The organism is Teredinibacter sp. KSP-S5-2, from assembly GCF_032773895.1.
Classification (GTDB): Bacteria; Pseudomonadota; Gammaproteobacteria; order Pseudomonadales; family Cellvibrionaceae.
The window spans coordinates 275,247-301,528 of the sequence record NZ_CP120416.1 but is presented as its reverse complement, the minus strand read 5'-3'; the positions used below and the strand labels follow the sequence as shown (position 1 = coordinate 301,528).

The 26,282-nt window shown below is 45.6% G+C and carries 26 protein-coding genes; 8 read left to right on the top strand and 18 right to left on the bottom strand.

Annotated elements, in window-relative coordinates:
- Positions 1 to 28: 28 nt before the first annotated feature.
- The 12 genes from lpxD to P5V12_RS01370 form a co-directional block, all read right to left on the bottom strand.
- Positions 29 to 1,051, bottom strand: a complete 1,023-nt coding sequence (gene lpxD, locus P5V12_RS01425) for a UDP-3-O-(3-hydroxymyristoyl)glucosamine N-acyltransferase (protein WP_316955453.1) — start codon at positions 1,049 to 1,051, stop codon at positions 29 to 31.
- 7 nt (positions 1,052 to 1,058) lie between these two features.
- The gene (locus P5V12_RS01420) at positions 1,059 to 1,568 is read right to left on the bottom strand and encodes an OmpH family outer membrane protein (RefSeq protein WP_316955452.1); all 510 of its coding nucleotides are present in this window, start codon (positions 1,566 to 1,568) and stop codon (positions 1,059 to 1,061) included.
- A gap of 23 nt (positions 1,569 to 1,591) precedes the next feature.
- Positions 1,592 to 4,312 carry an outer membrane protein assembly factor BamA gene (gene bamA, locus P5V12_RS01415; RefSeq protein WP_316955451.1) on the bottom strand — a complete coding sequence of 907 codons (2,721 nt, stop codon included), beginning with the start codon at positions 4,310 to 4,312 and terminating at the stop codon, positions 1,592 to 1,594.
- A gap of 53 nt (positions 4,313 to 4,365) precedes the next feature.
- Positions 4,366 to 5,721, bottom strand: coding sequence for an RIP metalloprotease RseP (gene rseP / locus P5V12_RS01410; RefSeq protein ID WP_316955450.1), 1,356 nt, complete (start codon positions 5,719 to 5,721; stop codon positions 4,366 to 4,368).
- 29 nt (positions 5,722 to 5,750) lie between these two features.
- A complete protein-coding gene (ispC, locus tag P5V12_RS01405) occupies positions 5,751 to 6,929 on the bottom strand; it encodes a 1-deoxy-D-xylulose-5-phosphate reductoisomerase (protein WP_410483330.1) in 1,179 nt (392 codons plus the stop codon).
- 28 nt (positions 6,930 to 6,957) lie between these two features.
- Positions 6,958 to 7,782, bottom strand: coding sequence for a phosphatidate cytidylyltransferase (locus P5V12_RS01400; RefSeq protein WP_316955448.1), 825 nt, complete (start codon positions 7,780 to 7,782; stop codon positions 6,958 to 6,960).
- Entirely contained in the window at positions 7,775 to 8,473 is a 699-nt protein-coding gene (gene uppS / locus P5V12_RS01395) for a polyprenyl diphosphate synthase (protein ID WP_410483329.1), read from the bottom strand. Before uppS ends, P5V12_RS01400 begins: the two co-directional genes overlap by 8 nt.
- Before the next feature lie 69 nt (positions 8,474 to 8,542).
- Complete coding sequence (gene frr, locus P5V12_RS01390; RefSeq protein ID WP_316955447.1) at positions 8,543 to 9,100, bottom strand: ribosome recycling factor; 558 nt, start codon at positions 9,098 to 9,100, stop codon at positions 8,543 to 8,545.
- A gap of 36 nt (positions 9,101 to 9,136) precedes the next feature.
- Positions 9,137 to 9,868 carry a UMP kinase gene (gene pyrH, locus P5V12_RS01385; RefSeq protein WP_316955446.1) on the bottom strand — a complete coding sequence of 244 codons (732 nt, stop codon included), beginning with the start codon at positions 9,866 to 9,868 and terminating at the stop codon, positions 9,137 to 9,139.
- Positions 9,869 to 9,986: 118 nt separating this feature from the next.
- A complete protein-coding gene (tsf, locus tag P5V12_RS01380) occupies positions 9,987 to 10,856 on the bottom strand; it encodes a translation elongation factor Ts (RefSeq protein ID WP_316955445.1) in 870 nt (289 codons plus the stop codon).
- A gap of 143 nt (positions 10,857 to 10,999) precedes the next feature.
- Entirely contained in the window at positions 11,000 to 11,749 is a 750-nt protein-coding gene (rpsB, locus tag P5V12_RS01375) for a 30S ribosomal protein S2 (RefSeq protein WP_316955444.1), read from the bottom strand.
- A 331-nt stretch (positions 11,750 to 12,080) separates the two neighbouring features.
- A complete protein-coding gene (locus tag P5V12_RS01370) occupies positions 12,081 to 12,365 on the bottom strand; it encodes a hypothetical protein (RefSeq protein WP_316955443.1) in 285 nt (94 codons plus the stop codon).
- A 225-nt stretch (positions 12,366 to 12,590) separates the two neighbouring features.
- Here P5V12_RS01370 and map point away from each other — a divergent pair, with 225 nt between their 5' ends.
- The 8 genes from map to P5V12_RS01330 all read left to right on the top strand — a co-directional run bounded on the left by map (position 12,591) and on the right by P5V12_RS01330 (position 20,893).
- Positions 12,591 to 13,361, top strand: coding sequence for a type I methionyl aminopeptidase (gene map / locus P5V12_RS01365; RefSeq protein ID WP_316955442.1), 771 nt, complete (start codon positions 12,591 to 12,593; stop codon positions 13,359 to 13,361).
- A gap of 2 nt (positions 13,362 to 13,363) precedes the next feature.
- A complete protein-coding gene (locus P5V12_RS01360; RefSeq protein WP_316955441.1) occupies positions 13,364 to 16,090 on the top strand; it encodes a [protein-PII] uridylyltransferase in 2,727 nt (908 codons plus the stop codon).
- 10 nt (positions 16,091 to 16,100) lie between these two features.
- Entirely contained in the window at positions 16,101 to 17,300 is a 1,200-nt protein-coding gene (gene dapC / locus P5V12_RS01355) for a succinyldiaminopimelate transaminase (RefSeq protein WP_316955440.1), read from the top strand.
- A 7-nt stretch (positions 17,301 to 17,307) separates the two neighbouring features.
- Complete coding sequence (gene nth, locus P5V12_RS01350) at positions 17,308 to 17,976, top strand: endonuclease III (protein WP_316955439.1); 669 nt, start codon at positions 17,308 to 17,310, stop codon at positions 17,974 to 17,976.
- Positions 17,977 to 18,052: 76 nt separating this feature from the next.
- Positions 18,053 to 18,394 (top strand): arsenate reductase, encoded by a 342-nt coding sequence (locus tag P5V12_RS01345; protein ID WP_316955438.1) that lies wholly within the window; start codon positions 18,053 to 18,055, stop codon positions 18,392 to 18,394.
- A gap of 23 nt (positions 18,395 to 18,417) precedes the next feature.
- Positions 18,418 to 19,452 carry a 2,3,4,5-tetrahydropyridine-2,6-dicarboxylate N-succinyltransferase gene (dapD, locus tag P5V12_RS01340; RefSeq protein WP_316955437.1) on the top strand — a complete coding sequence of 345 codons (1,035 nt, stop codon included), beginning with the start codon at positions 18,418 to 18,420 and terminating at the stop codon, positions 19,450 to 19,452.
- Positions 19,452 to 20,588, top strand: coding sequence for a succinyl-diaminopimelate desuccinylase (dapE, locus tag P5V12_RS01335; protein ID WP_316955436.1), 1,137 nt, complete (start codon positions 19,452 to 19,454; stop codon positions 20,586 to 20,588). The genes dapD and dapE overlap by 1 nt, the downstream gene beginning before the upstream one ends.
- 26 nt (positions 20,589 to 20,614) lie before the next feature.
- A complete protein-coding gene (locus P5V12_RS01330; RefSeq protein ID WP_316955435.1) occupies positions 20,615 to 20,893 on the top strand; it encodes a hypothetical protein in 279 nt (92 codons plus the stop codon).
- Between the two features lie 30 nt (positions 20,894 to 20,923).
- Here P5V12_RS01330 and P5V12_RS01325 read toward each other — a convergent pair whose 3' ends face one another.
- From P5V12_RS01325 to bamC, 6 genes are all read right to left on the bottom strand, one after another.
- Positions 20,924 to 21,730 (bottom strand): class I SAM-dependent methyltransferase, encoded by an 807-nt coding sequence (locus P5V12_RS01325; protein WP_316955434.1) that lies wholly within the window; start codon positions 21,728 to 21,730, stop codon positions 20,924 to 20,926.
- A gap of 211 nt (positions 21,731 to 21,941) precedes the next feature.
- Positions 21,942 to 22,592 carry an OmpA family protein gene (locus tag P5V12_RS01320; protein ID WP_316955433.1) on the bottom strand — a complete coding sequence of 217 codons (651 nt, stop codon included), beginning with the start codon at positions 22,590 to 22,592 and terminating at the stop codon, positions 21,942 to 21,944.
- Between the two features lie 169 nt (positions 22,593 to 22,761).
- On the bottom strand, positions 22,762 to 23,031 hold the full coding sequence (locus P5V12_RS01315) for a PilZ domain-containing protein (RefSeq protein WP_316955432.1): 270 nt from the start codon (positions 23,029 to 23,031) through the stop codon (positions 22,762 to 22,764).
- A gap of 487 nt (positions 23,032 to 23,518) precedes the next feature.
- Complete coding sequence (gene purC, locus P5V12_RS01310) at positions 23,519 to 24,235, bottom strand: phosphoribosylaminoimidazolesuccinocarboxamide synthase (RefSeq protein ID WP_316955431.1); 717 nt, start codon at positions 24,233 to 24,235, stop codon at positions 23,519 to 23,521.
- A gap of 75 nt (positions 24,236 to 24,310) precedes the next feature.
- The gene (locus P5V12_RS01305; RefSeq protein ID WP_316955430.1) at positions 24,311 to 25,072 is read right to left on the bottom strand and encodes an MBL fold metallo-hydrolase; all 762 of its coding nucleotides are present in this window, start codon (positions 25,070 to 25,072) and stop codon (positions 24,311 to 24,313) included.
- Between the two features lie 16 nt (positions 25,073 to 25,088).
- Positions 25,089 to 26,258 (bottom strand): outer membrane protein assembly factor BamC, encoded by a 1,170-nt coding sequence (bamC, locus tag P5V12_RS01300; RefSeq protein ID WP_316955429.1) that lies wholly within the window; start codon positions 26,256 to 26,258, stop codon positions 25,089 to 25,091.
- Positions 26,259 to 26,282 lie beyond the last annotated feature (24 nt).

Here is a 26,282-nt window from a genome sequence, read left to right as displayed (position 1 = left end):
GTTTTATGGAATTGTAGGTAGGCCGAAGCTATTCTTTCGAATCCAGCATCTTTTCCAGATGCTTTATGCGAGTAGCCAGGTCATCAAGTTGAGTATATCGAACGGAATTTCTACGCCACTTTTTCACATCCATTAATGGCGTGGCAGATGCAAACTGCCCTCCGGTATCATTTCCCTTGGTGACAATTGTACCACCGTGGAAGTGTGTGTTATCGGCTATTTCAATATGGCCGTTAATTGCTACAGCACCGGCAACAGTACAATTGGCACCAATGGTTGTACTGCCGGCAATTCCAACGCAGCCAGCAATAGCAGAGCGCTTGCCGATTCGTACATTGTGAGCAATATGTACCTGGTTATCGATAATGACACCATCTTCTATCACAGTATCTTCAATTGCCCCCCGGTCAATTGCTGTGCACGCACCGATCTCGACGTCACTACCAATAATCACGCCACCGATCTGATGAATTTTTTGCCAACCAGCAGCACTTGGCGCAAAGCCAAAACCATCAGAACCAATCGCGGTACCACTGTGAATGATTACCCGATCACCGATAGTGATTCCAGAATAAAGGGTAACGTTGGCATGCAGCAAACAATTCGAACCTATTGTTGTGTTATCACCAATAACAGTGCCAGCAAGGATTTCACATCCTGAACCAATGGAAACATTATCTCCGATAACACAATTAGCACCGATAGCAACATCTTCACCTAACGATGCTGTTGTACTCACGACAGCCGTTGAATGAACACCCGTTATGGAAACACGCGGTTCAAACAACCCGGATATCTTTGCGTAAGCAAGGTATGGGTCTTCAACTAAAAGCTTATTCCCGGAAAAGGCGTCGGCATGTGCAGGCTTCAAAATCAAACAGCCTGCAATACAGTTATCTACAGCAGATAAATATTTATCGGAAGCGACAAAACTAATTGCCATTTGATCCGCCACCCCAAGTGGCGCAATCCTTCCGACCTTATGCTGTCCGTCACCGACAAGTTCAGCCTCTAAGAAATCACTAATATACTGAAGAGTGTATTCTTTCACGGGTATATTATTTCGCTTTATTTAAAGCATCAGTAACTTTTTGAGAAATATTACGGGACGGGGCAGCGTAAACTAATGCTTCGGGCGGAAGAACAAGCTCAATTCCTTCAGACTTGATAATTTTTTCCAGCTCTTTAAGTGCTTTAGGTTGCAACTCTTTTGCCACCTCAGCCTTAACCGCATTCAGCTCTGCCTGCAGTTTTTTACGAATTAACTTGATATCTTCCTGAATGAACTGCATTTTCTTCTCGGACTCAGCCAACTGCTCCTGAGACCAAGTTAAACCTTTTTTCTCTCTTTCTTTGTCCAGATCTTTTAATTCAGCCATCAGGCTTTCGTGCTTTTTCTTAAGTTCTGAATATTCTGCGTTCTTTTGTAATTCCTGATCTTTTGCTTGTGCAAAATCAGTACTATAAATGGCTTGTTTGATATCAAAGACAACAATATTTTCTGCGAAAACAGAGGCAGACAAAAAAGTAATCAAAAAAGCTAAAATGCATGTTTTATTCATTTTCATTTTTTTATCCCATGATTAGAAAATTAAAAGCCAGCACCAAAGGTAAACTGGAAACGCTCCACTAAATCCGCAGAACGAGTTGGATCATTTTTTACATCTTCCGTGGTTACCCTATCAATGGGGATTGCGTAGCTAAACGTCATCGGCCCCATTGGGGAAATCCAGGTAAACCCCACTCCATATGACGACTTAAGTTCTCCCAAGTCGAAAGTGTAACAATCCTTCTGAGTATCTCGACAATTATCAGAAAATGCGTTGCCCGAATCCACAAATAGAACCAGCTGAGTGGAATTAGAGGGAAGAGGTAATATCAACTCTGACCCAAGCTCAACAAGGATATTCCCCCCAAATGCATTCTTATTTGAATAATTACGCGGCCCTATATCCAGTTTGCCAGGAACACAAGGGTACGCTGTCGCCCCTTGCGCATAAGGGTCTTCACATAAAACATATGCCCCCCGTGAATCCGATCCTGCTGTATTAGGTCCGAGTTCTTCACGATCAAGATAGTTTCCATCACCATCCTTATCTTCCCAGCTGGAATATACCGTTTCATAATGAATGGCGGGGCTTGCTTTAGGGCCTAAGGTCGATCGCTCATATCCTCTGACCGAACCAAAGCCTCCAGCATAAAAATTCTCAAAGAACGGCAGTTCGTCCATATCACCATAACCGTCACCGTAACCTAAAGTGGTTTTAAATCTCAATGTAAAATTTCGCGTTAACGGCATAAAGGCTTGGGCGTCATAAGTCACCTTATAATACTCCAATTCACTACCTGGAACCGTCGCCATAAAATTAAACCGTTGAGAGCTACCTCTCGTAGCCAGGATTCCACGGTTCAGAGTTATACGACTCCAATTCAAACCGAACCGTGCAGTATTAAAGCTATCTCCATTTTCATCAAGAAACCCCGGTTCGGTGTCGAAAAGCATATCTTCCGTTACAGCATAGGTCGGGATTGAATACTCTTGATATTCTCCATTAACTAGCGGTGGAGCTGTTCCAAGCGTTCCACCTGCTGCAAATTTCTCCAAGAAAACATCCTGGAGATCAGATTGGCGTACATATACCAGCGAAGAATAATCAAAAATGTGGGGGCTCCCCTTAATTTCCTGCGGTGCGTAGATACCTGTTTCAACAGACTGATGTACCCAACCCAGTGACGCCCCCAAACGAGATATCTCCGAAATCGGATAGCCAAAGTTGACCTCCACACCATGGGAATCAGTTGTGTAGGATGTCACGTTGATTTTTTCGTAATCACGAGTTCGATAAAACGCGGTAAAACCACGACTCACACCGTCAGGAGTAAAATAGGGGTCGTTATAGTTAAAGCTGTAAACCGTTTGATAAGAGTTTTGCTGAACTCCAAAGTCTACTCGCTTACCCGTTCCCAACCAGTTTGTCTGCTCGACATTTAAACCAACGCCAATACCCGTGCTTTGCGCGTAGGTCAAACTCGCGTTAATTGTACCGGAGGGCTGCTCTTCAACTTCATATACAACGTCAACCAAGTCTTCAGAACCGGGAACATCAACAGTTTCAACGCTAACTTCTTTAAAGAAACCCAAACGCTCTAATCGAACCTTGGATTGTTCAATTCTTGCGTTAGATGCAGAGGAGCCTTCAAGCTGGCGCATTTCCCTACGCAACACTTCGTCTTTAGTTTGTGTATTGCCTTTAAACTCGACACGTCTTACATAGACACGCTTGCCAGGGTCGATAAAAAAGGTTAGGTCTACTTTTCTCTCGTCCCCTTCCTGCTTAATGGGGTTACTTTCGACTTTCGCATTGGTGTACCCAATATTGCTAAGAAGCGTAGTCATATACTCAGTGGTTGCAGTAACTCTTGCTTGAGAATACACATCACCTTTAGAAAGCAGAATAAGGGATTTCGCTCGAGCCTCTGAGACAATTGGATCGCCAGCGATATCAACTGAGCCAACGGTATAAACATCTCCTTCAGAAATATTGAGCGTAATAAATACTGAGCGCTTGTCTGGACTAACTGAGATCTGAGAGGAAAGAATTTTAAAATCAAGATAACCCCGATCCAGATAATAAGACTCCAACGTCTCAATATCACCGGTTAGCTTTTCTTTTGTGTACTTGTCTGAGCTGGAGAAGAACTTCCACCAAACCGATTCGCGTTGTTCAAAATCATCCATCAACTCTTTATCGTTAAACGTGTTATTGCCAACAATATTGATGTGCCTGATTTTTGCCGCCTTACCTTCATCAATCAAAACCTCAATGTCCACCATATTGTTTGGTAGATCTTTGATCTCAGTTTTTACCGAAGCGCTATAACGACCTTGCGAAATATACTGCCGACCAAGTTCACGAGTAATCCCTTCGAGCTTGTGTTGCTGCAGAATCTCACCTTCGGATAAACCATTATCCAAGAATATGTCATTAAGCTGGTCAGTCTTGATGGCCTTATTCCCATCAAAGGTTACCGACTTAATAGCGGGAAACTCTTTCAAAATGACAATCAGGACATTTCCGTCGCGGGCAACCTGAACATTTGCAAAGAAACCGGTTTTAAACAGCGCCCTAATCGTACTTCTCACCACTTCGGCATCGGCAATATCACCTGCCTGTACCGGTAAAGCTGCGAAAACGGGGCTTGCAGAAACTCTCTGGAGACCTTCTATTCGAACATCTGAGACCTTAAATGCATCGGCGAATGCTACGGTTGAAAGAATCCATAGCCAAAAAAACAGTAAAACCTTTCTCATATTTAAGGGTGCAACTCTAACGAAAATATTGTTTTATTTATCTACAATCAGGATCACAGACGGAGGATATCGTTGTAAAAGGCAATCACCATAACACACAACACCATCGCCAACCCCAGCTGGTTACCAATCATCTGTATCTTTTCAGATACTGGGCTGCCCGATATCCACTCAACAATCCCGTATATAATATGGCCGCCATCCAGAATAGGAATAGGCAGTAAGTTGAGCACTCCAAGGTAGACACTAATCATGGCCAGGAACTGTAGAAACGTCCATGCACCACTTCTGGCGGAATCGCCCGCCACTTTAGCAATGCCAATTGGACCACTCAAGTTTTTAATTGAAATCTCTCCAACTAAAAGCTTTTTCATAGACAGCAAGACAAACGAAGAAGTTTCTTGAGTTTCTTCAACAGCGCGAATAAAGGATTGAGTAAAGGAGTAACTTGCCTTTTTTACCATACCTTCAGGGTAGTCCTCGACTTTGGGACTCACACCAACCAGACCAATCACAGTACCATCGGGCTTTTTATACTCGCGAGGAACGATATCGAGCTGAACAAGCTCTCCGTCACGCTCGACCTCAAAACGTATTTCCTGGCCCGGGCGTTGACTTACGTAATCCCGAAAAGTTTCCCACGAATCCAGAGGTACATTATCAGCGGATATAAAGATATCCCGAACCTTAACACCGCCCTCTTCAGCAGCAGAACCGGGGGATACATAAGTGACTTCTCTGGTGATCGGTGGATAGAAGAACTCTAGCCCCAACCCCTTCAATGGGTCTGGATTTTCCTCCCCCTGCAACCACTTATCAATCCTACCCTCAGATTCATATATCAGATCTGAGTTTTGATACCTTACGGAGAAACGAATCTTACCACTTTCCCCCAGACGACCGAGAAGCACCATTGCCACTTCACGCTGAGTGGAAACCTTATGGCCATCGATTGCAACGATCTCCTGCCCAGGCTCCAGTTTTGCTGAATAAGCAACCGAACCTTGTTCCACGGTGCCAATAACAGGAGCAATACCAACCGTTCCCTGGGCAAAAAGCAACCAATACAAGAGCACGGAAAGAATAATATTGGCTAAAGGGCCGGCAAACGCGATGAAGATCTTTTGCCAAGGTTTGGCAGCATTAAACGAGAGATGGCGCTCTTCAATAGCAACCTCTCCCTCACGCTCATCGAGCATCTTGACGTATCCACCCAACGGAATCGCAGAAAAGGCCCACTCGGTGCCGCGTTTATCGGTCCACTTGAATAAGCGATGCCCAAAACCGATTGAGAAACGAAGAACTTTTACCCCGCAACGTCTCGCTGCATAGAAGTGTCCATACTCGTGCACGGCGACCAGCACACACAATGCAACTAAAAACCAAAGAACCGTTGTTAATGTATCCAAATCAAATCACCCGAAGCTTATCGTGTAAATTACGATAACTGTGCTAAATAATTTACGGCAAGCGCCCTTGCCCTCGAATCTGCATCTAAGACCTCATCAAGCGAAACAGGTTCGCGATTTGAAGCCTGACTCATCACATACGCATTAATTTTGGCGATGTCTGTAAACCGGATTCGTCCAGCCAGAAAGCTTTCTACTGCAATCTCATTGGCAGCATTCAATGCGACCGGCGCCTCTCCCTTTGTCTCTATGGCCTGAATAGCGTATTTGAGACAAGGGAAACGCTCAAAATCCGGCGCTTCAAATTTCAAATCGGCCATTGTATAGAAATCCAACGAAGCAACGCCAGACTCTATCCGATCAGGCCAGCCCAAGCAGTGCGCAATCGGAGTTCTCATATCGGGGTTGCCCAACTGAGCCAAAACGGAACCATCCACATACTCCACCATAGAATGAATAATGCTTTGAGGATGAACCACGATATCGATATTCTGAGGAGACAAGTCAAACAGCCAGCAGGCCTCAATAAACTCCAACCCTTTATTCATCATGGTTGCAGAATCAACAGAGATTTTTTTCCCCATTGACCAGTTCGGATGGTCACATGCTTGCTCTGGAGTCACGCCATCAAGCTGGTGTAAAGGTAGATCACGAAAGGGACCGCCCGAGCCAGTTAGCATTACTTTTCTAATCCCGAGCTCCTGAAAAGAACGGTTTTTCCCTGAAGGTAAACATTGGAAGATCGCATTATGCTCACTGTCAATTGGCAACAGTTCGGCATTGTGGCGTTTTACTGCCTGGGTCATTAGTTTACCGCTCATCACCAGGGCTTCTTTATTCGCAAGTAGAACTCGCTTCCCCTTACATACAGCAGCATACGTGGAGGGCAGACCCGCAGCCCCCACAATAGCAGCAACCAATGTGTCTACCTCGCTTGCGGATGCCACACCAATTAATGCCTGATCCCCGCCCAAGACTTCAGTCCGAATTCCGGCGTCGTTCAGACGCTGCTGCAGCCCAGCCACCTCGTCAGGGGTAGCCAACACAGCATATTGCGGATCAAATTCCCGACACAACTCAAACAGTTTTTCTACTCGACGGTGGGCAGATAAAGCAAAGACTTCAAACCTTTCCCTGTTGCGTCGAATTACATCCAACGTACTTTCGCCGATAGAGCCAGTCGCACCCAGGATTGAAATTGTTTGAATAGAACTCAAGAAAACACCCCCAAGCTGGCTATAGATGCCACGGAGTTGATATGTAAGCTAAGGTAAAAACCGGAACTGCGGCAACTAAACCATCGATTCGATCCAGCACCCCACCATGCCCCGGTAACAACTGACTACTATCTTTAACACCGGCATGGCGCTTCACCATACTCTCGAGCAAGTCACCAATAACGGACACCAATGACGTCGGTATAGCAATAGCTAAAAGAGGCAACCAATATCCCGCCTGAAAAATAAAGTTGAACAAGGTCGCAAGTAACACTGCAGCGACCAGACCACCCCAGACCCCCTCCCAGGACTTACCTGGACTGACATCAGGGGCAAGCTTTCGAACACCGAAAGCACGCCCAGTAAAATAAGCACCAATATCCGCGCTAGCAACCAAAAATACGATAAATAGAATCAACCAATGACCGTTATCGCGGGAGTATATATAAGTCGAGGCAATCCAGGCGGGAACAATCACCAGCACGCCCATCAAAGCCCTGGGAATCATTCCACCCCATATCACAGAACTGCTTGGATAGCCCTGAATCCAGAAAAAGGAAAACGCCCACCAGCAACAGGCAACAATCAGTATTGATTGCACAAAGGCAGTATCACTGCCCCAGTCACTCCACCAATATCCACCGGCGGAGAGAGATAACAATAAAAACGCGTATACAATTCGGCCGATTTGAGAATTAATGCCCGATAAACGAGCCCACTCCCAAGCCGCCACACAAAATATGACCGAGACGAAACAAGCAAATATGTACCAAGGAAGGAAAAAAAGCACCAGTAGAAAGCTACCAGTCAAGACCAGGGCAGTGAATACTCGTTGTTTAAGCACGCTTTTTCTCCTGAGCGATTTGGTCACTGGTTTTACCAAATCTGCGCTGGCGCTGATAATATTCATCAACAGCCACGTTTAATGCAGCCGAATCGAACTCAGGCCATAGCAGATCCGTGAAATAAAGCTCAGCATAAGCAGCTTGCCATAATAAAAAGTTACTGATCCGGTATTCACCACCTGTACGAATCAACAAATCCAAAGGGGGCAAGTCTGCAGTGGAAATATTCTTTGTTATAAGCTCCTCAGTAATATCTGAGGGCTCAATGAGTCCACCTTTAACCTGAGAAGCGAGAACCTGGGCGGATTGAGCAATATCCCAGCAACCACCGTAATCAGCCGCTATCACCAAAGTCGCATCGCCTTTACATGCGAGCGCTTCGGCCTCATCAATTGCATTGCGTAGGCTTTTAGTGAAACGGGTTCGATTGCCAATAACCTTAAGAGCCACGCCCTCGTCGGCCAGCTTGCGCGCTTCCTTTTTCAGGTAGCTGTAGAACAGCCCCATCAAAGCCTCTACCTCTTTGGGAGGGCGACGCCAATTCTCACTGCTAAAGGCAAATAAGGTAATAACTTCGATACCACGCTCTCGCGAGGCGGATAGCACATCCCGAATACGCTCGACACCCGCACGATGACCAGCAATCCCCTGTTTACCTTCTCGCTTAGCCCAACGATTATTGCCGTCCATAATCATGGCAACATGCCGTAGTGGGTGTTCACTCACCTGATGTTTCTCCAGTCTGGTACAAAGAAGACCTTAAATTTCCATTAGGTCTGCTTCTTTCGCAGCCAGAGCCTTTTCAGCTTCTCCGATGTACTTATCCGTGAGTTTTTGGATTTCATCCTGAAAACGACGCTCATCGTCTTCAGTGATTTCCTTTTCTTTCAGTAGATCTTTCGCGGATGCAATGGCATCTCGACGAATATTTCGGATGGACACGCGACCATTTTCAGCCTCATTGCGAGCCTGTTTAATATAGTTCTTACGTGTTTCCTCGGTTAGAGGAGGCATTGGCACCCGGATAAGGTCTCCGGTTGTCACAGGATTCAAACCTAAATCGGATTTATGGATCGCCTTTTCAATCTCTGGTGTCAGCTGCTTTTCCCAAGGACTAATGGACAAGGTTCGAGCATCCAACACCGAGATATTGGCGACCTGAGATAGCGGAGTGTCATTACCATAATACGAGACAGATACACCCTCAAGAATGCTCGGGTGGGCGCGGCCGGTCCGTATTTTGTTAAAATTCTGACCAAGAACATCCACACTTTTTTTCATTCGCCCTTCGGCGTCTTTTTTTATCTCGTTAAGCATCTTTTTCTCCGCGTTGATCTATTCAGCCGGGAAAACTTATTTCCCAGCGTGAATCAAAGTACCTTCGTTTTCACCACGAATAATATTCATTAGAGCACCTTTTTTATCACTCTTATAAACATAAACAGGCATATCGTGGTCTTGGCACAAACAAATTGCAGTTAAGTCCATAACACCCAATTTTTGAGCAAGGACTTCATCGTAAGACAGACTGTCGTATTTCGTCGCAGTCGGATCTTTCATTGGGTCAGCAGTATACACACCGTCAACTTTAGTTCCTTTCAACACTAGATCAGCGCCGATCTCAATACCACGCAGACAAGCAGCAGAGTCCGTTGTAAAGAACGGATTACCAGTACCGGCCGTAAAAATCACCACTTCACCGGCATCCAAAAGACGCATGGCTTTACGACGATCATAGTGTTCAGTAACACCATTCATAGCAAAAGCGGACATTGCAGTACAAGGCTTGCCAATTTTCTCCAATGCATCGCGCATTGCCAGGGCGTTCATCACAGTTGCCAACATACCCATGTGGTCGCCAGTTACGCGATCCATACCGGCTTTGCTTAATGCTGCGCCGCGATATATGTTTCCACCGCCGATAACCAGCCCTACTTGCACACCTGCATCTACTAAGCCACCGACCAAATCGGCCATTTTAGCCAAAAACTCTGGATCAATCCCGAAATTCAGGTTACCCATGAGCTGTTCGCCGCTCAATTTGAGAAGAACTCGCTTATATTTGACATCTGAGGTGTTGGACATAGGACTCTCCATTCGAGTTGGTCAAAAAAATCGCCGGAAGTGTATCAGCAAAAAGGCGGGATATGTATCCCGCCCTTTGATATGACCAAAGAAAAGTGCGACTTCTTTGATTCGGCTCTTATTTGGCTGCAGCAACCTGTGCAGCAACTTCAGCAGCGAAGTCTTCTTCTTTCTTCTCGATACCTTCACCCACTTCAAAGCGAACGAAAGCAACAACTTCCGCACCACCATCTTTAGCCAACTGGCCGACAGTGACTTCTGGGTTTTTAACAAATGGTTGATCAATCAAACTGTTTTCTTTCAAGAACTTATTGATGCGACCAGTCATCATTTTCTCGACGATTTCGTCTGGCTTGCCGGCCATATCAGGCTGAGCCTTGATGATTTCTTTTTCAGACTGAACCACTTCTTCCGGCATATCTTCTGAACGGACAACACGAGGGTTAACAGCAGCAACATGCATCGCGACATCTTTCGCAAGCTCAGACTCACCCGCACTCAACTCAACAACAACAGCGATTCGGTTATTTGAATGAACGTAAGCACCGACTATTCCAGACTCTGGCTGCACCAAAGCTACTCGACGAATACCAATATTTTCACCGATTTTCTGTACTAGCGCCTGACGAGTGTTTTCAAGCTCTTCATCAACCAAAGCCTCAATAGAACCAGCTTTTTCATTGAACGCCTTATCCAAAACAGAGTTAGCAAAGGCCAGGAAACCGTCGTCACGGGCAACAAAGTCCGTTTCACTGTTAACTTCAACAAGCACGCCATAGCTGCCATCTTCTGCAACTTTAGCCGCTACAATACCTTCCGCAGCAGTGCGGTCAGCTTTTTTAGCCGCTTTCAAGCCAGAAGCTTTACGAAGATTTTCAATCGCTACATCAATATCACCATCGGTTTCTTGAAGCGCTTTTTTACACTCCATCATACCCAAACCGGTGCGTTCACGAAGTTCTTTCACTAAAGAAGCAGAAACTGCCATTGTGTGATCCTCAATCTAATTTATCTAAAAATCTCAACAAAAAAAGGGGCTTATCCCCCCTTTTTTGTTTGCCTGGCCAGCCCACTTAAACAGACCGACCTTCTCGACTGCATCAACATACAGCCTGGAGGTTGCAAGATGATTTACTCGCCGGACGCTGCTGGCTCGTCATCAACCTCTACAAATTCGTCTTTATTAGGCACACCACTTGCGTCCTTCGCTCCAAACATACAAGCATCAGCCATAGCTGTTGTGTATAGTTTGATTGCGCGAATCGCATCGTCGTTACCTGGAACGATGTAATCAACACCGGCAGGGTCACTGTTTGTATCAACCACGCCAATTACAGGAATGCCAAGCTTGTTCGCTTCCTGAACTGCAATACGCTCATGATCAACATCGATAACAAATAGCGCGTCAGGCAAGCCGCCCATATCCTTAATACCACCGATAGACAGCTCAAGCTTATCCATCATACGGGTACGCATTAACGCTTCTTTCTTAGTAAGCTTTTCAAAAGTTCCATCCTGGCTTTGAGTCTCCAATTCACGGAAACGACGGATAGAAGCACGGATAGTTTTGTAGTTAGTCAACATACCACCCAACCAGCGGTGACTAACATATGGCATACCAGCGCGGGTAGCTTGCTCTTTAACAGACTTCTGAGCAGCACGCTTGGTGCCAACGAATAGAATCTTTTTCTTCTGTGAAGCCAACTGCTTAACAACAGCCAGAGCTTCGTTGAACGCCGGAACAGTGTGCTCCAGGTTGATGATATGAATCTTGTTACGCGCACCGAAGATGTATTGAGACATCTTTGGGTTCCAGTAACGGGTTTGGTGTCCAAAGTGAACACCCGCTTGTAGCATTTCTTTCATGCTTACACTTGGCATATTTCTTTCCTACTATTTTTAGTGGGTTAGGCCTCCATATACCCCACAAACCAACCAAGCTATGACGCCAAGGCACCCAGGATTGTGTGACGGTATATGTGTGACTATATTGATTTATTTGATCCGACAGGAGGGTGGCCTCCGAGCCGGGCGCGCTTTATACCATATCCGAGCGCAAACTTAAAGAAAAAGAGCAAAAAGCATCCAAAGATCTGACGAAGAACGAGCCACCAAACCTCTAGCTAAAGAGGGGAAGCCGGAGTAAAAACAAAGAATGGGGCGGAAGAACACCGCCCACAGTCTGCACGGCTAGAACAAGTAACCGCCCCGGCTACTCAACCGAGCTAACCAAACGGAGATTGGCCCCATCATCAGCCTTTAATTCGGCAACGACACTTTTGGCCGCTTTATAGTCCTGATTCGCATCCCGTAGAGCGCTAAAGCACTCCTTTCTCGCCATCCCTTTTGAAATTGCACACAGCTTTCTTAACTCCTGGTACTTCTTAATCGTTGCCTTAGCTTCCAACACTTCAGCACGATTCGATTCTGATCCGCTCGCATTAACAGAAAAACAAAACACAGAAAGTAAAACTACAACTGCACGAGTAGTTAGCATTTAGTAAGCCTCAAGGAGAATGAAGATGAATATATTTATTTTTGTGAGGTTATTCTATGGCCAGTATGCTTACAAAAAAGTTACGAGTTCTCAAAAATAATACTCATACACGCACGTATACTAAAATTTCTATCATTGTGAGATTGATTTCAAAAAAAGCACGTCGCCCCAAATTTTAGGTTAAAATGCGCGCTCCCCATAATGAATACACTAGAGAGAAGCACCTTGTCTGTTACGATAAAAACGCCTGAAGAAATCGAAAAAATGCGAGTCGTTGGTAAAATGGCAGCGCAGACCTTGGAGATGATCGAAGAATATGTTGTTGCCGGAGTAAGCACGGCGGAACTGGATCGCATATGCCATGACTTTATCACCAAAGACCTTAAGGCTATTCCGGCGCCATTAAACTACAAGGGCTTTCCCAAATCCATTTGCACTTCAATTAATCAGGTCGTATGCCACGGAATTCCCTCTGCAAAAAAAATATTAAAAAGCGGCGATATATTAAATATTGATGTCACTGTTATTTTTGACGGCTATCACGGGGATACAAGCAAAATGTTTTATGTTGGTCAGGTCGCACCACATGCCCACCGACTATCAAAAATCACCCAAGAGTGTCTGTATAAAGGTATTGAAGTCGTTAAACCCGGAGCCAAACTTGGCGATATTGGCTACGTTATCCAACAGCACGCAGAAGCCAACCATTACGCTGTTGTAAGAGACTATTGTGGTCACGGTATCGGAAAAGTATTCCACGAAGAGCCGCAGGTTTTACACTATGGCAGTAAAAATACCGGCATGGAATTAAAGGAAGGCATGACCTTCACTATTGAACCCATGATCAATGCCGGCAAATATCAGACAAAACTTAAAAACGATGGCTGGACAGTAGAGACACGAGACGGACGCCTCTCCGCTCAATGGGAGCACACGCTCGCAGTAACCGCCAATGGTGTTGAAGTATTGACGGCTCGTAGCGAGGAATCTTTTTAATTATGTCCCTATACGCATCACTGCCGAAGGACGAAATCGCCAAACAACTTCCGGACTACGCACCACAACCTCTGTTTTTTAATCAATCGCAATTTCGCGAAGACCTTTGCCAAAAACCAGTTGTGGGCGTATTCAAAAATGCCATTTCTGGAGTTGACCTGCATTTACGGGATCGTTTTTTTGAAGGCAACAGTGTTCGCCAACTGGTAGCAGAGCGTGCACTATTTACGGACTTGATCCTGCATTACGCCTGGCACCAATTTAATTGGAAGGACGATATTGCACTAATTGCCGTTGGCGGCTATGGCCGTGGTGAGTTACACCCAAAATCCGACCTCGACATTCTTATTTTGCTCGACGATACAGCAGGCGAAAAATACAACGAGAACCTGGAAAAATTCGTTGCATTTCTGTGGGATATCGGCCTTGAAGTTGGCAGCTCCGTTCGCACCATGAGTGAATGCCTGGCTATCGCCAAAGAAGACATTACCGTTGCCACCAATGTACTCGAATGTCGACGACTTGCAGGCAACGACAAACTCCGTGACGAACTTCAAATTCGGACTGACCCCTACCACATGTGGCCAATTTCCGAGTTTTACCAAGCAAAATGGGCCGAACAAAAAGAACGTCATAGAAAAAATAACGATACCGAATACAACCTTGAACCCAATATAAAAAATGCACCGGGTGGGTTGCGCGACCTACAAATGATTACTTGGGTTGCAAAACGTTACTATGCAGTTCAAACGCTTAAGCAACTTGTTGGTAAAGATTTTTTTACTGATCACGAATTCGCGATTTTGCGCAATAGCGAAGAATATTTATGGAAAGTTCGCTTCGGGCTTCACATTATTACCAACCGAGCAGAAGAACGTCTACTGTTTGAATATCAACGAGAACTGGCAAAAATATTTGGCTATGAAGACAATGAAAAAGGCCTCGCGGTTGAGCAGTTCATGCACGATTACTACCGCACAGTCTCGGCACTTGCAGAATTAAATGATGTATTACTGCAATACCTCGATGAATCCATTCACGAAAGGCACAAACGAGAAAAATATCGTAAAATCAACAACCGTTTCCAACTCCGGGATAACTATATCGAAGTAACCCGAAATACCGTATTCGATGAAACCCCAAGCGCATTACTGGAAATATTTTTAATCATGGGTCGCAACCCATCTATTTTTGGTGTGCGTGGCTCAACCATACGTTTAATCCGGGAACGCCGCTGGTTAATTGACGAGAACTTCAGAAAAGACCCGGAAAACAACCGGCTATTTATGGAATTATTTTCTCTGGGTTACGGGCTGGTGAGTCAGCTAACCAGAATGAAACGTTACGGAATACTCAGTCGATACCTACCCGAGTTCGGAAAAATTGTCGGGCAAATGCAGCACGATTTATTTCATCGCTATACAGTAGACGCCCATACTATTTTAGTGATACGTAATATGCGTAGATTTACTTATCCAGAAGAAGAAAAACTTTTTCCTGTTGCTGCGCATATTATGAAACGCCTGCCAAAACCGGAACTATTGTATATCGCGGGTTTATTTCACGATATTGGCAAAGGCAGAGGCGGAGACCACTCGGTTATCGGTGCACAAGAAGTTATTCTATTTTGCGAACAACACGGTCTATCCAACAGAGAGACCCGTTTGATTTCCTGGCTGGTGGAAAAGCACCTCTTAATGTCATACGTATCTCAAAAGCAAGACATTACCGACCCGGAAGTCATTCATAATTTTGCATTGCAAATGGGCGACCAGATGCATTTGGATTATTTATATGCATTAACCGTGGCCGATATGTGTGGCACCAACCCGGAAATATGGAACACCTGGCGCGCAAGCTTAATGCGCCAGCTATACCTGGAAACCAAGCGCGCATTGAGGCGCGGACTGGAAAACACCATCGACAAACAGGAAGTCATATCAGAGACCCAACAGCTTGCTCTGCTCAAACTTCAGGACAAAGGCATCAACGAACAGGAAGCACGCAGTTTGTGGGATGTCATGAGCGACGAGTATTTTATTCGGGAAAACCATATCGATATAGCTTGGCACACCGAAGCCATGGCCACACACAACAGCCCAGACCCACTGATTATTATTAAACAAACATCCAGCCTTGCCTTTAAAGGAGCAACGCAAATATTTATTCGCTGGAAAAACTCACAACACGTTTTTTCGGCCGCCACCAACAATTTGGCGAATCAGGGGTTAATCATCCAGGATGCAAAAATATATTCATCCAACGACGGATACACGCTCGATACATTTTATGTATTAGATGAAAACTATGAACCACTCCCTAACGACCCAACAACCTATAGCAAAATTGCAAAATCGTTAAAAGATGAGCTAATGCTCATAGGTGATTACAGCAATACCATTCGCCGAAGAACACCACGGGAGCTGAAGCAATTTTCTATACCAACCAGTACACGTATTAGTAATGACATAGGCAATAATTACACCGTACTGGAAGTCATCACTCCAGACCGTCCGGGATTACTCGCCAGCATAGCCCGTATTTTTATGGAGTTTAATATTGAAGTACAAAACGCTAAGATATCCACCCTAGGAGAAAGAACGGAAGACATATTCTTCATCACTACCGCAGAAGGCACACCACTTAGCGACCCTGACCTATGTATTGCATTGCAGGAAAAAATTTGCGCTCGACTCGACAGACAAGTTAAAAAAGAGCTACACACCTGAACATAATAATATGAACCCAAATCTTGCACTCTTACAACCCTACCCCTTTGAAAAACTCAACCAACTTAAGGGGCAGGTATCACCACCGGAACAACTGAACCATATCGCATTATCAATCGGCGAACCCAAGCATGAGCCACCGCAATTTGTGCTTGATGAAATGCAATTGCATTTAGGGAAAGTCGCCAATTACGCGGCAACAAAAGGCTTACCCGAACTAAGGCAGGCAATCGCGCTCTGGGCAGAAAAAAGATTTAATTTATCCGCACAATCGCTCGACCCCGAAAAGCATATACTGCCAGTAAACGGCTCTCGGGAAGCACTTTTTGCGTTCACTCAGGCTGTCGTCGATGCAACACAACCTGCAAAAGTGGTCATGCCCAACCCGTTTTATCAAATCTATGAAGGGGCAGCGTTACTTGCTGGAGCAGAGCCCGTTTTTGCCAACTGCACAGGTAGCTCAAATTATCTGGCGGATCTGGACAGTATTAGCGAAGCGATCTGGCAAAAAACTCAGATGATATTTATCTGCACCCCTGGCAACCCCACCGGTGCAGTGATTCCGATGGAGCAACTTAAACAGCTCATCAACCTTTCGGAAAAATATGACTTTATCATCGCCAGCGATGAATGCTATTCCGAACTGTATTTCGACGAACAAACCCCGCCACCAGGGTTGTTGCAAGCCTGCCAGGAACTCGGCAATACATCCTTTGAACGCTGTGTGGTATTTCATAGCTTATCAAAACGTTCAAACCTGCCGGGATTGCGCTCCGGTTTTGTTGCTGGCGACGCAGAAATTATGCAAAAGTTTTTGCTCTATAGAACCTACCACGGCTGTGCTATGCCCTTGCACACCCAACTGGCAAGCATCACCGCGTGGGACGATGAAGAACATGTAATAAAAAACAGAGAAGCGTACCGGCAGAAGTTTGATGCTGTCTTGTCGATTCTAGATGGTCACCTGAGCGTCGAAAAACCGGAAGCGAGTTTTTACCTTTGGCCAGAAACGCCCATTGCCGATACCGATTTTGCTCAACAGCTTTTTGCACAACAAAACGTGACCGTACTTCCTGGTAGCTATCTGGCCAGAGACACCGCACAAGGCAACCCTGGGCAAAATCGCGTTCGCATGGCATTAGTTGCCTCTATACAAGAATGCATCGACGCCGCAAATCGCATTAAAACATTTATGAGCACCCTGGGCTAAGCCAAGCATGACAGCAAAAAACCTGCTTAAACATGAGCGTGTGGCATTTATCCACCAGGAACTCAAGCGGTTGTACCCTAAGCCACCAATTCCTCTGGATCATAAAGACTCCTACACGTTATTGGTGGCGGTATTGTTATCGGCACAATGCACAGACGAGCGTGTCAACCAAGTCACTCCGGGACTGTGGAAATTGGCGGACAACCCGTTTGATATGGCCAAACAGACGGTAGAGGATATAAAAGCAATCATACACCCCTGTGGCTTGTCCCCCCAAAAGTCCAAAGCCATCTACACGCTTTCCAACATCTTGGTGGACAAATACAACGGCGAAGTTCCCGCAGACATGAATGCCTTAGAGGCTCTGCCCGGCGTCGGCCATAAAACGGCCAGCGTGGTCATGGCACAGGCATTTGGCGAGCCCTCATTTCCTGTAGACACCCATATCCATCGACTGGCACAACGCTGGGGGCTGACCTCAGGCAAAAATGTGAGCCAAACGGAGAAAGACCTTAAAAGGCTATTCCCCAAGGAGTCCTGGAACGACCTGCACTTACAGATCATCTACTACGGACGGGAGTACTGTTCCGCGCGAGGCTGCGACGGCACTGTCTGCCCCATTTGCAGAACCTGCTACCCTCAGAGAAAAAAACCAAAAGCCGTAAAAAAAGCCTAGATAGGCCAACTCTGAATGAAGGCAGAATCAGAATTTGATATGATCTGCCTCCGATTTCGAACAACTCTTCACCGATATGACCAAAATTTACGGCATTAAGAATTGCGACACTGTGCGCAAAGCCCTCAAGTGGCTAACCACAAACAATATTGATCATAGCTATCATGACTTTAGAGAAGATGGCCTGACTCAACAGCAGGTTGCGGCCTGGATGACAGAAATGGGGCCAGACAAGCTGGTAAACAAACGCAGCACCAGCTGGAAACAAATTTCCGAAAGCCAACAGCAGGCTTTATTAAACGGCGAAGGTATCGATACCTTGATCGAGATTCCAACCTTGATCAAACGTCCGGTATTGGAAACCCGAGGCAAGATATACCTTGGTTTTAAACCCGCCGAATACGAATCCATTTTTTAATTAAACTCTTTATAGGAATTCACATGACAAAGCTATACAGCTTAGGTTTTGGTATCGGTACCCAAAATAGCAAAAACGAATGGCTGGAAATTTTCTACCCGCAGCCACTACTAAACCCAAGCGAAGCGATTGCTAAAGCCGTGGCTTCTGCACTGGATTACACCTCAGGTAATCAGGCCATTAGCCTGAATGTATCTCAACTTTCCACTATCGCAGACAACCTTGCCCAAGCAGGGGAAGGTCAACTTGCGGAACTAGTAAGCACACTGAAGAGCAGTGAACGCCCTCTGGTAGCAGTGCTGCTTGAAAACGACGAAGCCCCCACTTCGGTGCCTGAGGCTTATTTAAAGCTTCACCTTCTGTCGCACCGTTTGGTTAAGCCTCACGAAACCAACTTGAACGGTGCTTTTGGTGTACTGCCAAACGTTGCCTGGACCAACGAAGGCGCTATCGACATTGAAGAGTTACCAGAACGTCAATTACAGGCTCGCCTGCTTGGCAAAACGCTAACCGTAGAATGTGTCGATAAATTCCCGAAAATGACCAACTACGTTGTACCGAAAGGTGTTCGTATTGCTCATACCGCTCGCGTTCGCCTGGGCGCACATATCGGCGAAGGCACCACGGTTATGCACGAAGGCTTCGTCAACTTTAACGCTGGCACCCTGGGCACGAGTATGATTGAAGGTCGTATATCCGCTGGCGTTGTGGTTGGCGAAGGTTCGGACCTTGGCGGCGGCTGCTCCACCATGGGAACACTGTCCGGTGGCGGCAACATCGTAATTTCTGTCGGCAAGGAAAGCCTGATCGGTGCTAATGCCGGTATTGGTATCCCATTGGGAGACCGCTGTATCGTCGAGTCTGGCCTGTACATAACCGCCGGCACCAAAGTCGCATTACTAGACGATAAAAACCAATTGGTTGAACATATCAAAGCAAGAGACCTTGCAGGCAAAGCAGACCTGTTATTCCGTCGCAATTCATTGACTGGTGCAGTTGAGTGCAAAACCAACAAGTCCGCTATCGCACTGAATGAAGAATTGCACGCGAACAACTAATGACAACTCAATCACCTACTCTCGCACTTACCTGCGATCTTATCCGCCGCGCCTCGGTTACACCCGAGGACGCGGGTTGTCAGGAACAAATGATCAGCCGCCTCGAGGCAATCGGTTTCAAAATCGAACGCTTACGCTTTGAGGACGTCGATAACTTTTGGGCTGTTCGCGGGGAGTCAGGCCCCATCTTCGCCTTTGCCGGTCACACAGATGTTGTGCCTTCGGGAAAACCGGAGCATTGGCAAACACCACCATTTGAGCCCACTGTAATTGACGGCATGCTGTATGGCCGAGGTGCTGCAGACATGAAAGGCAGCCTTGCCTGCATGGTGGTAGCCTGTGAACAGTTTATCGCTCAACACCCTAACCATTCTGGCCGCATCGCTTTCTTAATCACCAGTGATGAAGAAGGTATTGCCGCAAACGGCACGGTTAAGGTAGTGGAATGGCTGGAAAAACAAGGCGAAAAAATTACATGGTGCCTAGTCGGTGAACCCTCAAGCACAAGTAAAGTGGGCGATACCATTAAAAATGGACGTCGAGGCTCACTGGGTGCAGAACTAACAGTAATAGGCAAGCAAGGCCATGTTGCCTATCCACACCTGGCAGAAAATCCGGTACACACCATCGCCCCAGCACTTGCCGAATTAGCAGCAACGGTATGGGATAACGGCAATGATTTTTTTCCTGCGACCAGTTTTCAGGTATCCAACTTTAATAGCGGTACGGGTGCGACCAATGTCATTCCCGGTGAAGCGAATATCGTGTTTAATTTTCGCTTTTCCACAGAAGTCACTGCAGATGAATTAAAAACTCGCGTAGAAAATATATTGGATAAGCACAATATAAAACGCGAGCTGGGCTGGCACTTATCAGGCCAACCGTTTTTAACGGCAAAAGGCGAATTGGTTGACGCTGCGGTAAACGCCATAAAATCTGAAGCGGGAATTAACACTGAGTTGTCGACTGCAGGAGGCACGTCCGATGGTCGTTTTATCGCGCCGACAGGTGCTCAGGTACTTGAACTTGGCCCCGTCAACGCAACGATTCATCAGGTAAACGAATCCGTAAGTGTTGCCGACCTGGAACAACTTACCTGTATTTATCAAAAAATACTGGAAAACCTGCTAACCTGAGAATAAACCGATTAAAGAAAATGAGTATGGAGCGAATAAACTGGCAAGCAATAAAATCAGCGCTCCATATTCACTACTCTGCCCCACTCAAAACAGTATTTATTCAATTCCGTAACGGCGCGATTTATTTTGCTGTCGGCCTCATGACCATATTTATGGCCAATACCCATATGCAACCATCATTAACACAAGAGGTGGTTATGCTGCTTGCTTTGGCATTAATGATTTTTGGTTTTATTTACGCCATGCTCGCCCAAATGCGACTAATTATTGGACGCTTCTATCAGTTTATACGCCGCAAATAAAAAGCAAATATCAACCCGATGTGGTCACCGCTATTTAAATGCTTTTAGCGCATACACATCGAAACGGGAAGACTTGCCAACAAACTGGAAACTGGGTTCCTGATTATTAAGATAGGGAGCAATTTTTGGCCGCTTGACCACCACTCGATACTCAGCAAGATGTAACGCCAGCGGCAACAATCCATCGGCATCTTCATCTTTACCAACAATATCGTGAAAAACCTGCATCTCTTTTTTTACCAGAGCAGACTTGCTTCTCTCAGGGAACATCGGGTCCAAATACACTACCTCAATGCAATCTTCTTCGGAAGAATCCATATTGAGGCTATCAATCTCCGTTAATTCCATCCGCCTTAGAATACTCATTAACTCAGATTCTTCCTCACGGATTTCGGCGTGCTGTTTCGCCCTCAGCAAGCCATCCTGCAATAATAGATGCACAATGGGCGAACGCTCACATAACTGAACGTGGCAACCTAACGAAGCCAGGACAAAGGCATCTTTACCCATACCCGCGGTCATATCCATTACACTGGGTTTAACGCCTTTGTTTAAACCAACCGCTTTGGCAATATCCTGCCCTTTACCACCGCCAAACTTGCGCCTATGCCCCATACTTCCCGCAATAAAGTCCACACGGATTTGAGTTTTGGATTTACCGTCATTGCGCTGTAAATAAATACCATCAAGAGAAAAGCATATTTCATAAGGTGCAGAGGAAGGCTTGCCTAAGGGAGTAACAACATATCCATATTGCTCGGCAAAATGTTTTGCCCGCTCAATTAAAGCTTTATGCAAACAGGTTACGGAAATTAGCGTTGTAAGGGTCTGGTTCATTGGCGCAAAAACACAAAACTGAATAAGTGGCGCACTGGATTATGTCCGCCTCAACGTAGAAGAGCAACACTGTATCAGACCACGAATTATTGATGACGTTATCTGAATAAAAACAACCCCCGTTTTCCGTTGTTAATTGAGAAAACAGGGGTCCGTTTTTTTAACTTCGATCATCGACCATATTATGGACGAACTTTATTTTTAAGAGCGATTACTCTAAAGGCTCAAGCTTCAACTCAACTCGACGGTTTGCCTGACGACCAGCTTCTGACGCATTTGACGCTACAGGGTAACGCTTGCCATAACCAATGGCCTGTACACGACCTGATGCGACACCACGTTGAGTTAAGTATTGCTTCACACTGCTCGCACGCTGCTCACTTAGAGTCTGGTTAAATTCGGCTGAGCCAGTTGAGTCAGTATGACCAGACACATTGATGACAGTTTTCTTAAACTCGGCCAAGACTTCTGCAACAGAATCCAGAACAGGATAAAAACTGGTGCGAATGTAATATCGGCCAGTATCAAATGTAATATTACCTGGCATCACCAAGTAAATGTTATTACCTTCCCGGCGAACCTGAACACCCGTGCCCTGTAATCTCTCACGTAATTTGGCTTCTTGTTTATCCATATAGAAACCAACCCCACCACCGATTGCTGCACCGGCTACTGCACCCGTTAAAATGCCCTTGTCGCGATCCTTATCACTTGATGTTGCGGCTCCAATAACTGCACCGGCAATGGCACCGGCAGCGGCACCTTTTGCCGTATTACTGGTTTTTTGCTCTCCGGTGTATGGGTCTGTAGATACACAAGCAATCAAGCTTATAGAGCAAAGAACAACCAAGAGTTTTTTCATGCAATCCTCCAAATCAGAGCAATAAAATTGAAACGCTGTATAGACAAACCAGCAAGAAATTTGTGTTGTATAGTAAAACGAAACATAACGCGGAGGTAGTCCGCCAGTTATCGCCTAAGTGTATACGAAGAAATGTTTACAGAAACTGAACGAAGTATAAAAATCGAATTTATCTACCGACAAACATAAGTCCAACAGTGTTTTTGGTGGAATGCATCACCTTCATTGCAACAGGCTCTTCATTCACGGGGCCAGCAATTTTCTTAAACTGCACATCCACCAGAGTGCCCACTGGCGGTGACGGATGATTATCAATCGACACCTGCGCTCCACCATCAGAGATATCCCGAGTAAACCCAATAATGGTGCCAAATGCCGGATGGCGTATTTCGACACGAATAGAGGTTGGGGTACGTTCAAATTTACGGCGCTCTTGCACGCTCGACTCTCCTATTATTGTTGTTGCACAGAAAGCGCGAATTCTTCACACCTTCTCCATTTTTATGACTAATCTCTATGAAGGATAGACCGTGAGCCCGAAATCCACCAGTTTCGGAATATGACAATAGATATGCCCTGTTTTTTGAAAAACAGTTCAAGAACAGGCTCAAAAAACGCTTTTCAGTTATCCACATTTTCTGTGGATAACTCTGTGATAAACGACTTAAGTTTTTGCTCTAACCTGCATGAATACTGGCGAGGCCTTTTTCTGACGGCAATTTAGCCAAAGAAAAAAATATCAATAAAATCAATGGGTTAAAAAAATCAACATCTATAATGACTTTTTTGTAAAATTTTTTTGAACGGCTGAAAAAGAGGCAGGGGGCTATGTGGAAAACCGAGAGTAACCACCTTCAAATCTGGGACGATAATGAAAGTGGATACTCACAAACAGTCATAAGAATGACTTCAATATGTCATATTTATTAAGCGTCAAAATCCAACCCTAGGCGACGCCCTACTGATTCGTAGGATTCAACGACATCACCGAGATCCTGACGGAAGCGATCCTTGTCCAATTTCTCGCGAGTTTCAACATCCCACAAACGACAACCATCCGGACTAAACTCATCACCCAATACAAGCTCGCCTTTATACATACCAAATTCGAGCTTGTAATCTACAAGTAGCATCCCACCATCACGGAAAAGTGTTTTCAAGACGTCGTTTACTTTAAAGGTAAGGTCTTTCATTGCTGCGACCTGCTCTTCTGTGGCCCAACCAAATGAGCGAATATGAGATTCATTCACCATTGGGTCACCCAAATCGTCGTTTTTCAAAAAGAATTCAAAAGTAGGTGGCGTCAGGTCCGTTCCTTCTTCGACACCAAGACGACGACAGATAGACCCTGCTGCCACATTTCGTACAACACACTCCAACGGCAGCATATCTAGTTTTTTTACTAAAGATTCTTGGTCAGACAACAATTGTTCGTGATGCGTAGGAATGCCTGCTTGCTCAAGTTTATCCATAATGAAGGCATTAAACTTATTATTCACCATACCTTTACGGTCAAGTTGAGCCAGTTTTTTTCCGTCAAATGCAGACGTATCATTTCTATAAAGCATCACTAATTTATCAGGGTCATCTGTTGTATAAACAGATTTGGCTTTACCTGCGTAGAGTTCTTCACGTTTTTCCATTGCAAGCTACCTTATCGTCATCAATGGTTTTTAATTTACCCTTACGGGGTTGAATTGAATTGCTAACCGGAGCCTTCAGTCTTCCAGCACAACCCATGCAATACCTTCATCTTGGTTTGCGTAATATACCTGCTCTATTTGATCCGTAACTTCTTTTAGAGCAAGCTTCGCGCACTCAATACTGTTGTTCTTTTGACTAATGTGTCCAATAACAACCGTCTGTAGTTCCGGGCACAATAACTGACCAAGTAAGTTAGCGGTTTGGATATTATTCAAGTGCCCCCAATGACTGGCCACCCTCGCTTTGAGCGAAGGAGGATAGGGGCCGCGAGCTAACATATCCAGATCATGATTTGCCTCGACCAGCAAACCATGACACCCACTAAAGGCTTCTACAACATGAGGGGTAACGCTGCCCAGGTCGGTAATCACACCACATTTTTTTTCACCACAGCAAAATGTGTACTGGACTGGCTCCCGCGCATCATGCGGAACAGCCACCGGGGTAATTGATAAATCACCAACGGTAAACGCTTCACCATCACGAATTTTATGCAGCGAGGGAATACGCCCCATATCGCGGCTCAACCAGGTCCCTTCGGTCATGAAAACAGGAAGCTTATATTTTCGAGCAAATGGCCCAACACCTTTTGCGTGATCGGAATGCTCGTGGGTTACCAGTAGCGCGTGGACTTCCAGTGGGTTTACTCCCATCCTGGCCAGACGCTGTTCGGTATCTTTCAAACCAAAACCACAGTCAACAATTACTGTGGTTTTGGCTGAGGCGATTAGTGTGGCATTACCGGAGCTACCGCTACCTAGTGACGCAAGCTTCAAATTTAACTCTTAGAATTTAGATCAAGTTTCTTCGAATCACACGTAGTTGTGCCTTAGCCTGAGCTCTAGGCAGAGGTTGCCCTCTGTGATCTCGAATTTTTACCAGAATTTGTCCATCCTGCAGGGAGGTTATCACCAGATACCCCTGTGCTTTTTTCAAAGGACTGCCATAACCAACTGAAGGAATATGGGCGAAAGCACTTTTTACCTCATTGGTATCTGCCAAATGTTGCGTAATCTCTTTCAGAGTATAGCGAGGCTTTTTCGGTAGTTTTTCATCAGGCCACATCCAACCCCAGAAACCTTCATCTTCAACCGGAGGTAAATAGCCAACATAGTACAAACCTGTCTCTGCATCCTCGCCCCAAAGCGCATAACCTTCTTTTGTCAGGGAATGCGCAACTGTCGCCCGGGCTCGAACCAGAGGCAGACTCAAAGACAAAACAGGCTCAGAACCCTCTACCCGGAAGCCGGCCTTCTCCACACCACCAACATTTTGCCCCATAAGCGATGCGGTGTTGTCGTTAATACTTTCCGCCAAAGCTCCCGCCAATTCGTTAAGTAAAATACTTTCCCGCTCAGGATTATCAGACGCTTCTGGCCAATCGATTGCTTCCGCTTGAAGTTTTTCTTTAACTCGCTGTACCTGAACGACGCGGATTTCGGTCGTTTGTGGATGAATACCTTTTTCGATCAGAACTTTAAATTTTGAATAGTTATCCGGATCATCTTTAAATTTCAACCAGGCCGTTTCAATTAAGCCGCTACGAGCATTGCTTCGCTCGGTTTCCACACCGAACTGTGACAAAAAGCTTTGCGCTCTGGGCCAGACTCGGCTGGTTGGTGCATCAAGGAAGATCCAACGCTTTCCAGCGAGTTTTTGAATTTTAACCCCAATTGATTCTTTATCGCTGGCAATCGCCTCGGGTTGTGGCACTTCGTATTCCAGCAGTTGTACTGGATCACCAAATTCATCGACCGCCTTTACAGCAGGAATATAGTACTCAGACTCAAGTGTGCGGGATGACATGCCTTCCGGCACTTCAACGGGCTTGATATCCCCCGTTCTTAAATAGTCCTTACTACGACCTCTAAAAATGCCATCGTCACCGAAGAAAACCGAACAACCAGCTAACTGAAAAATAGAACTGAGTATTAAAACTCGAAAAACAAATTGAAAATTCATAGATATGGATACTTCGCCTGTTTG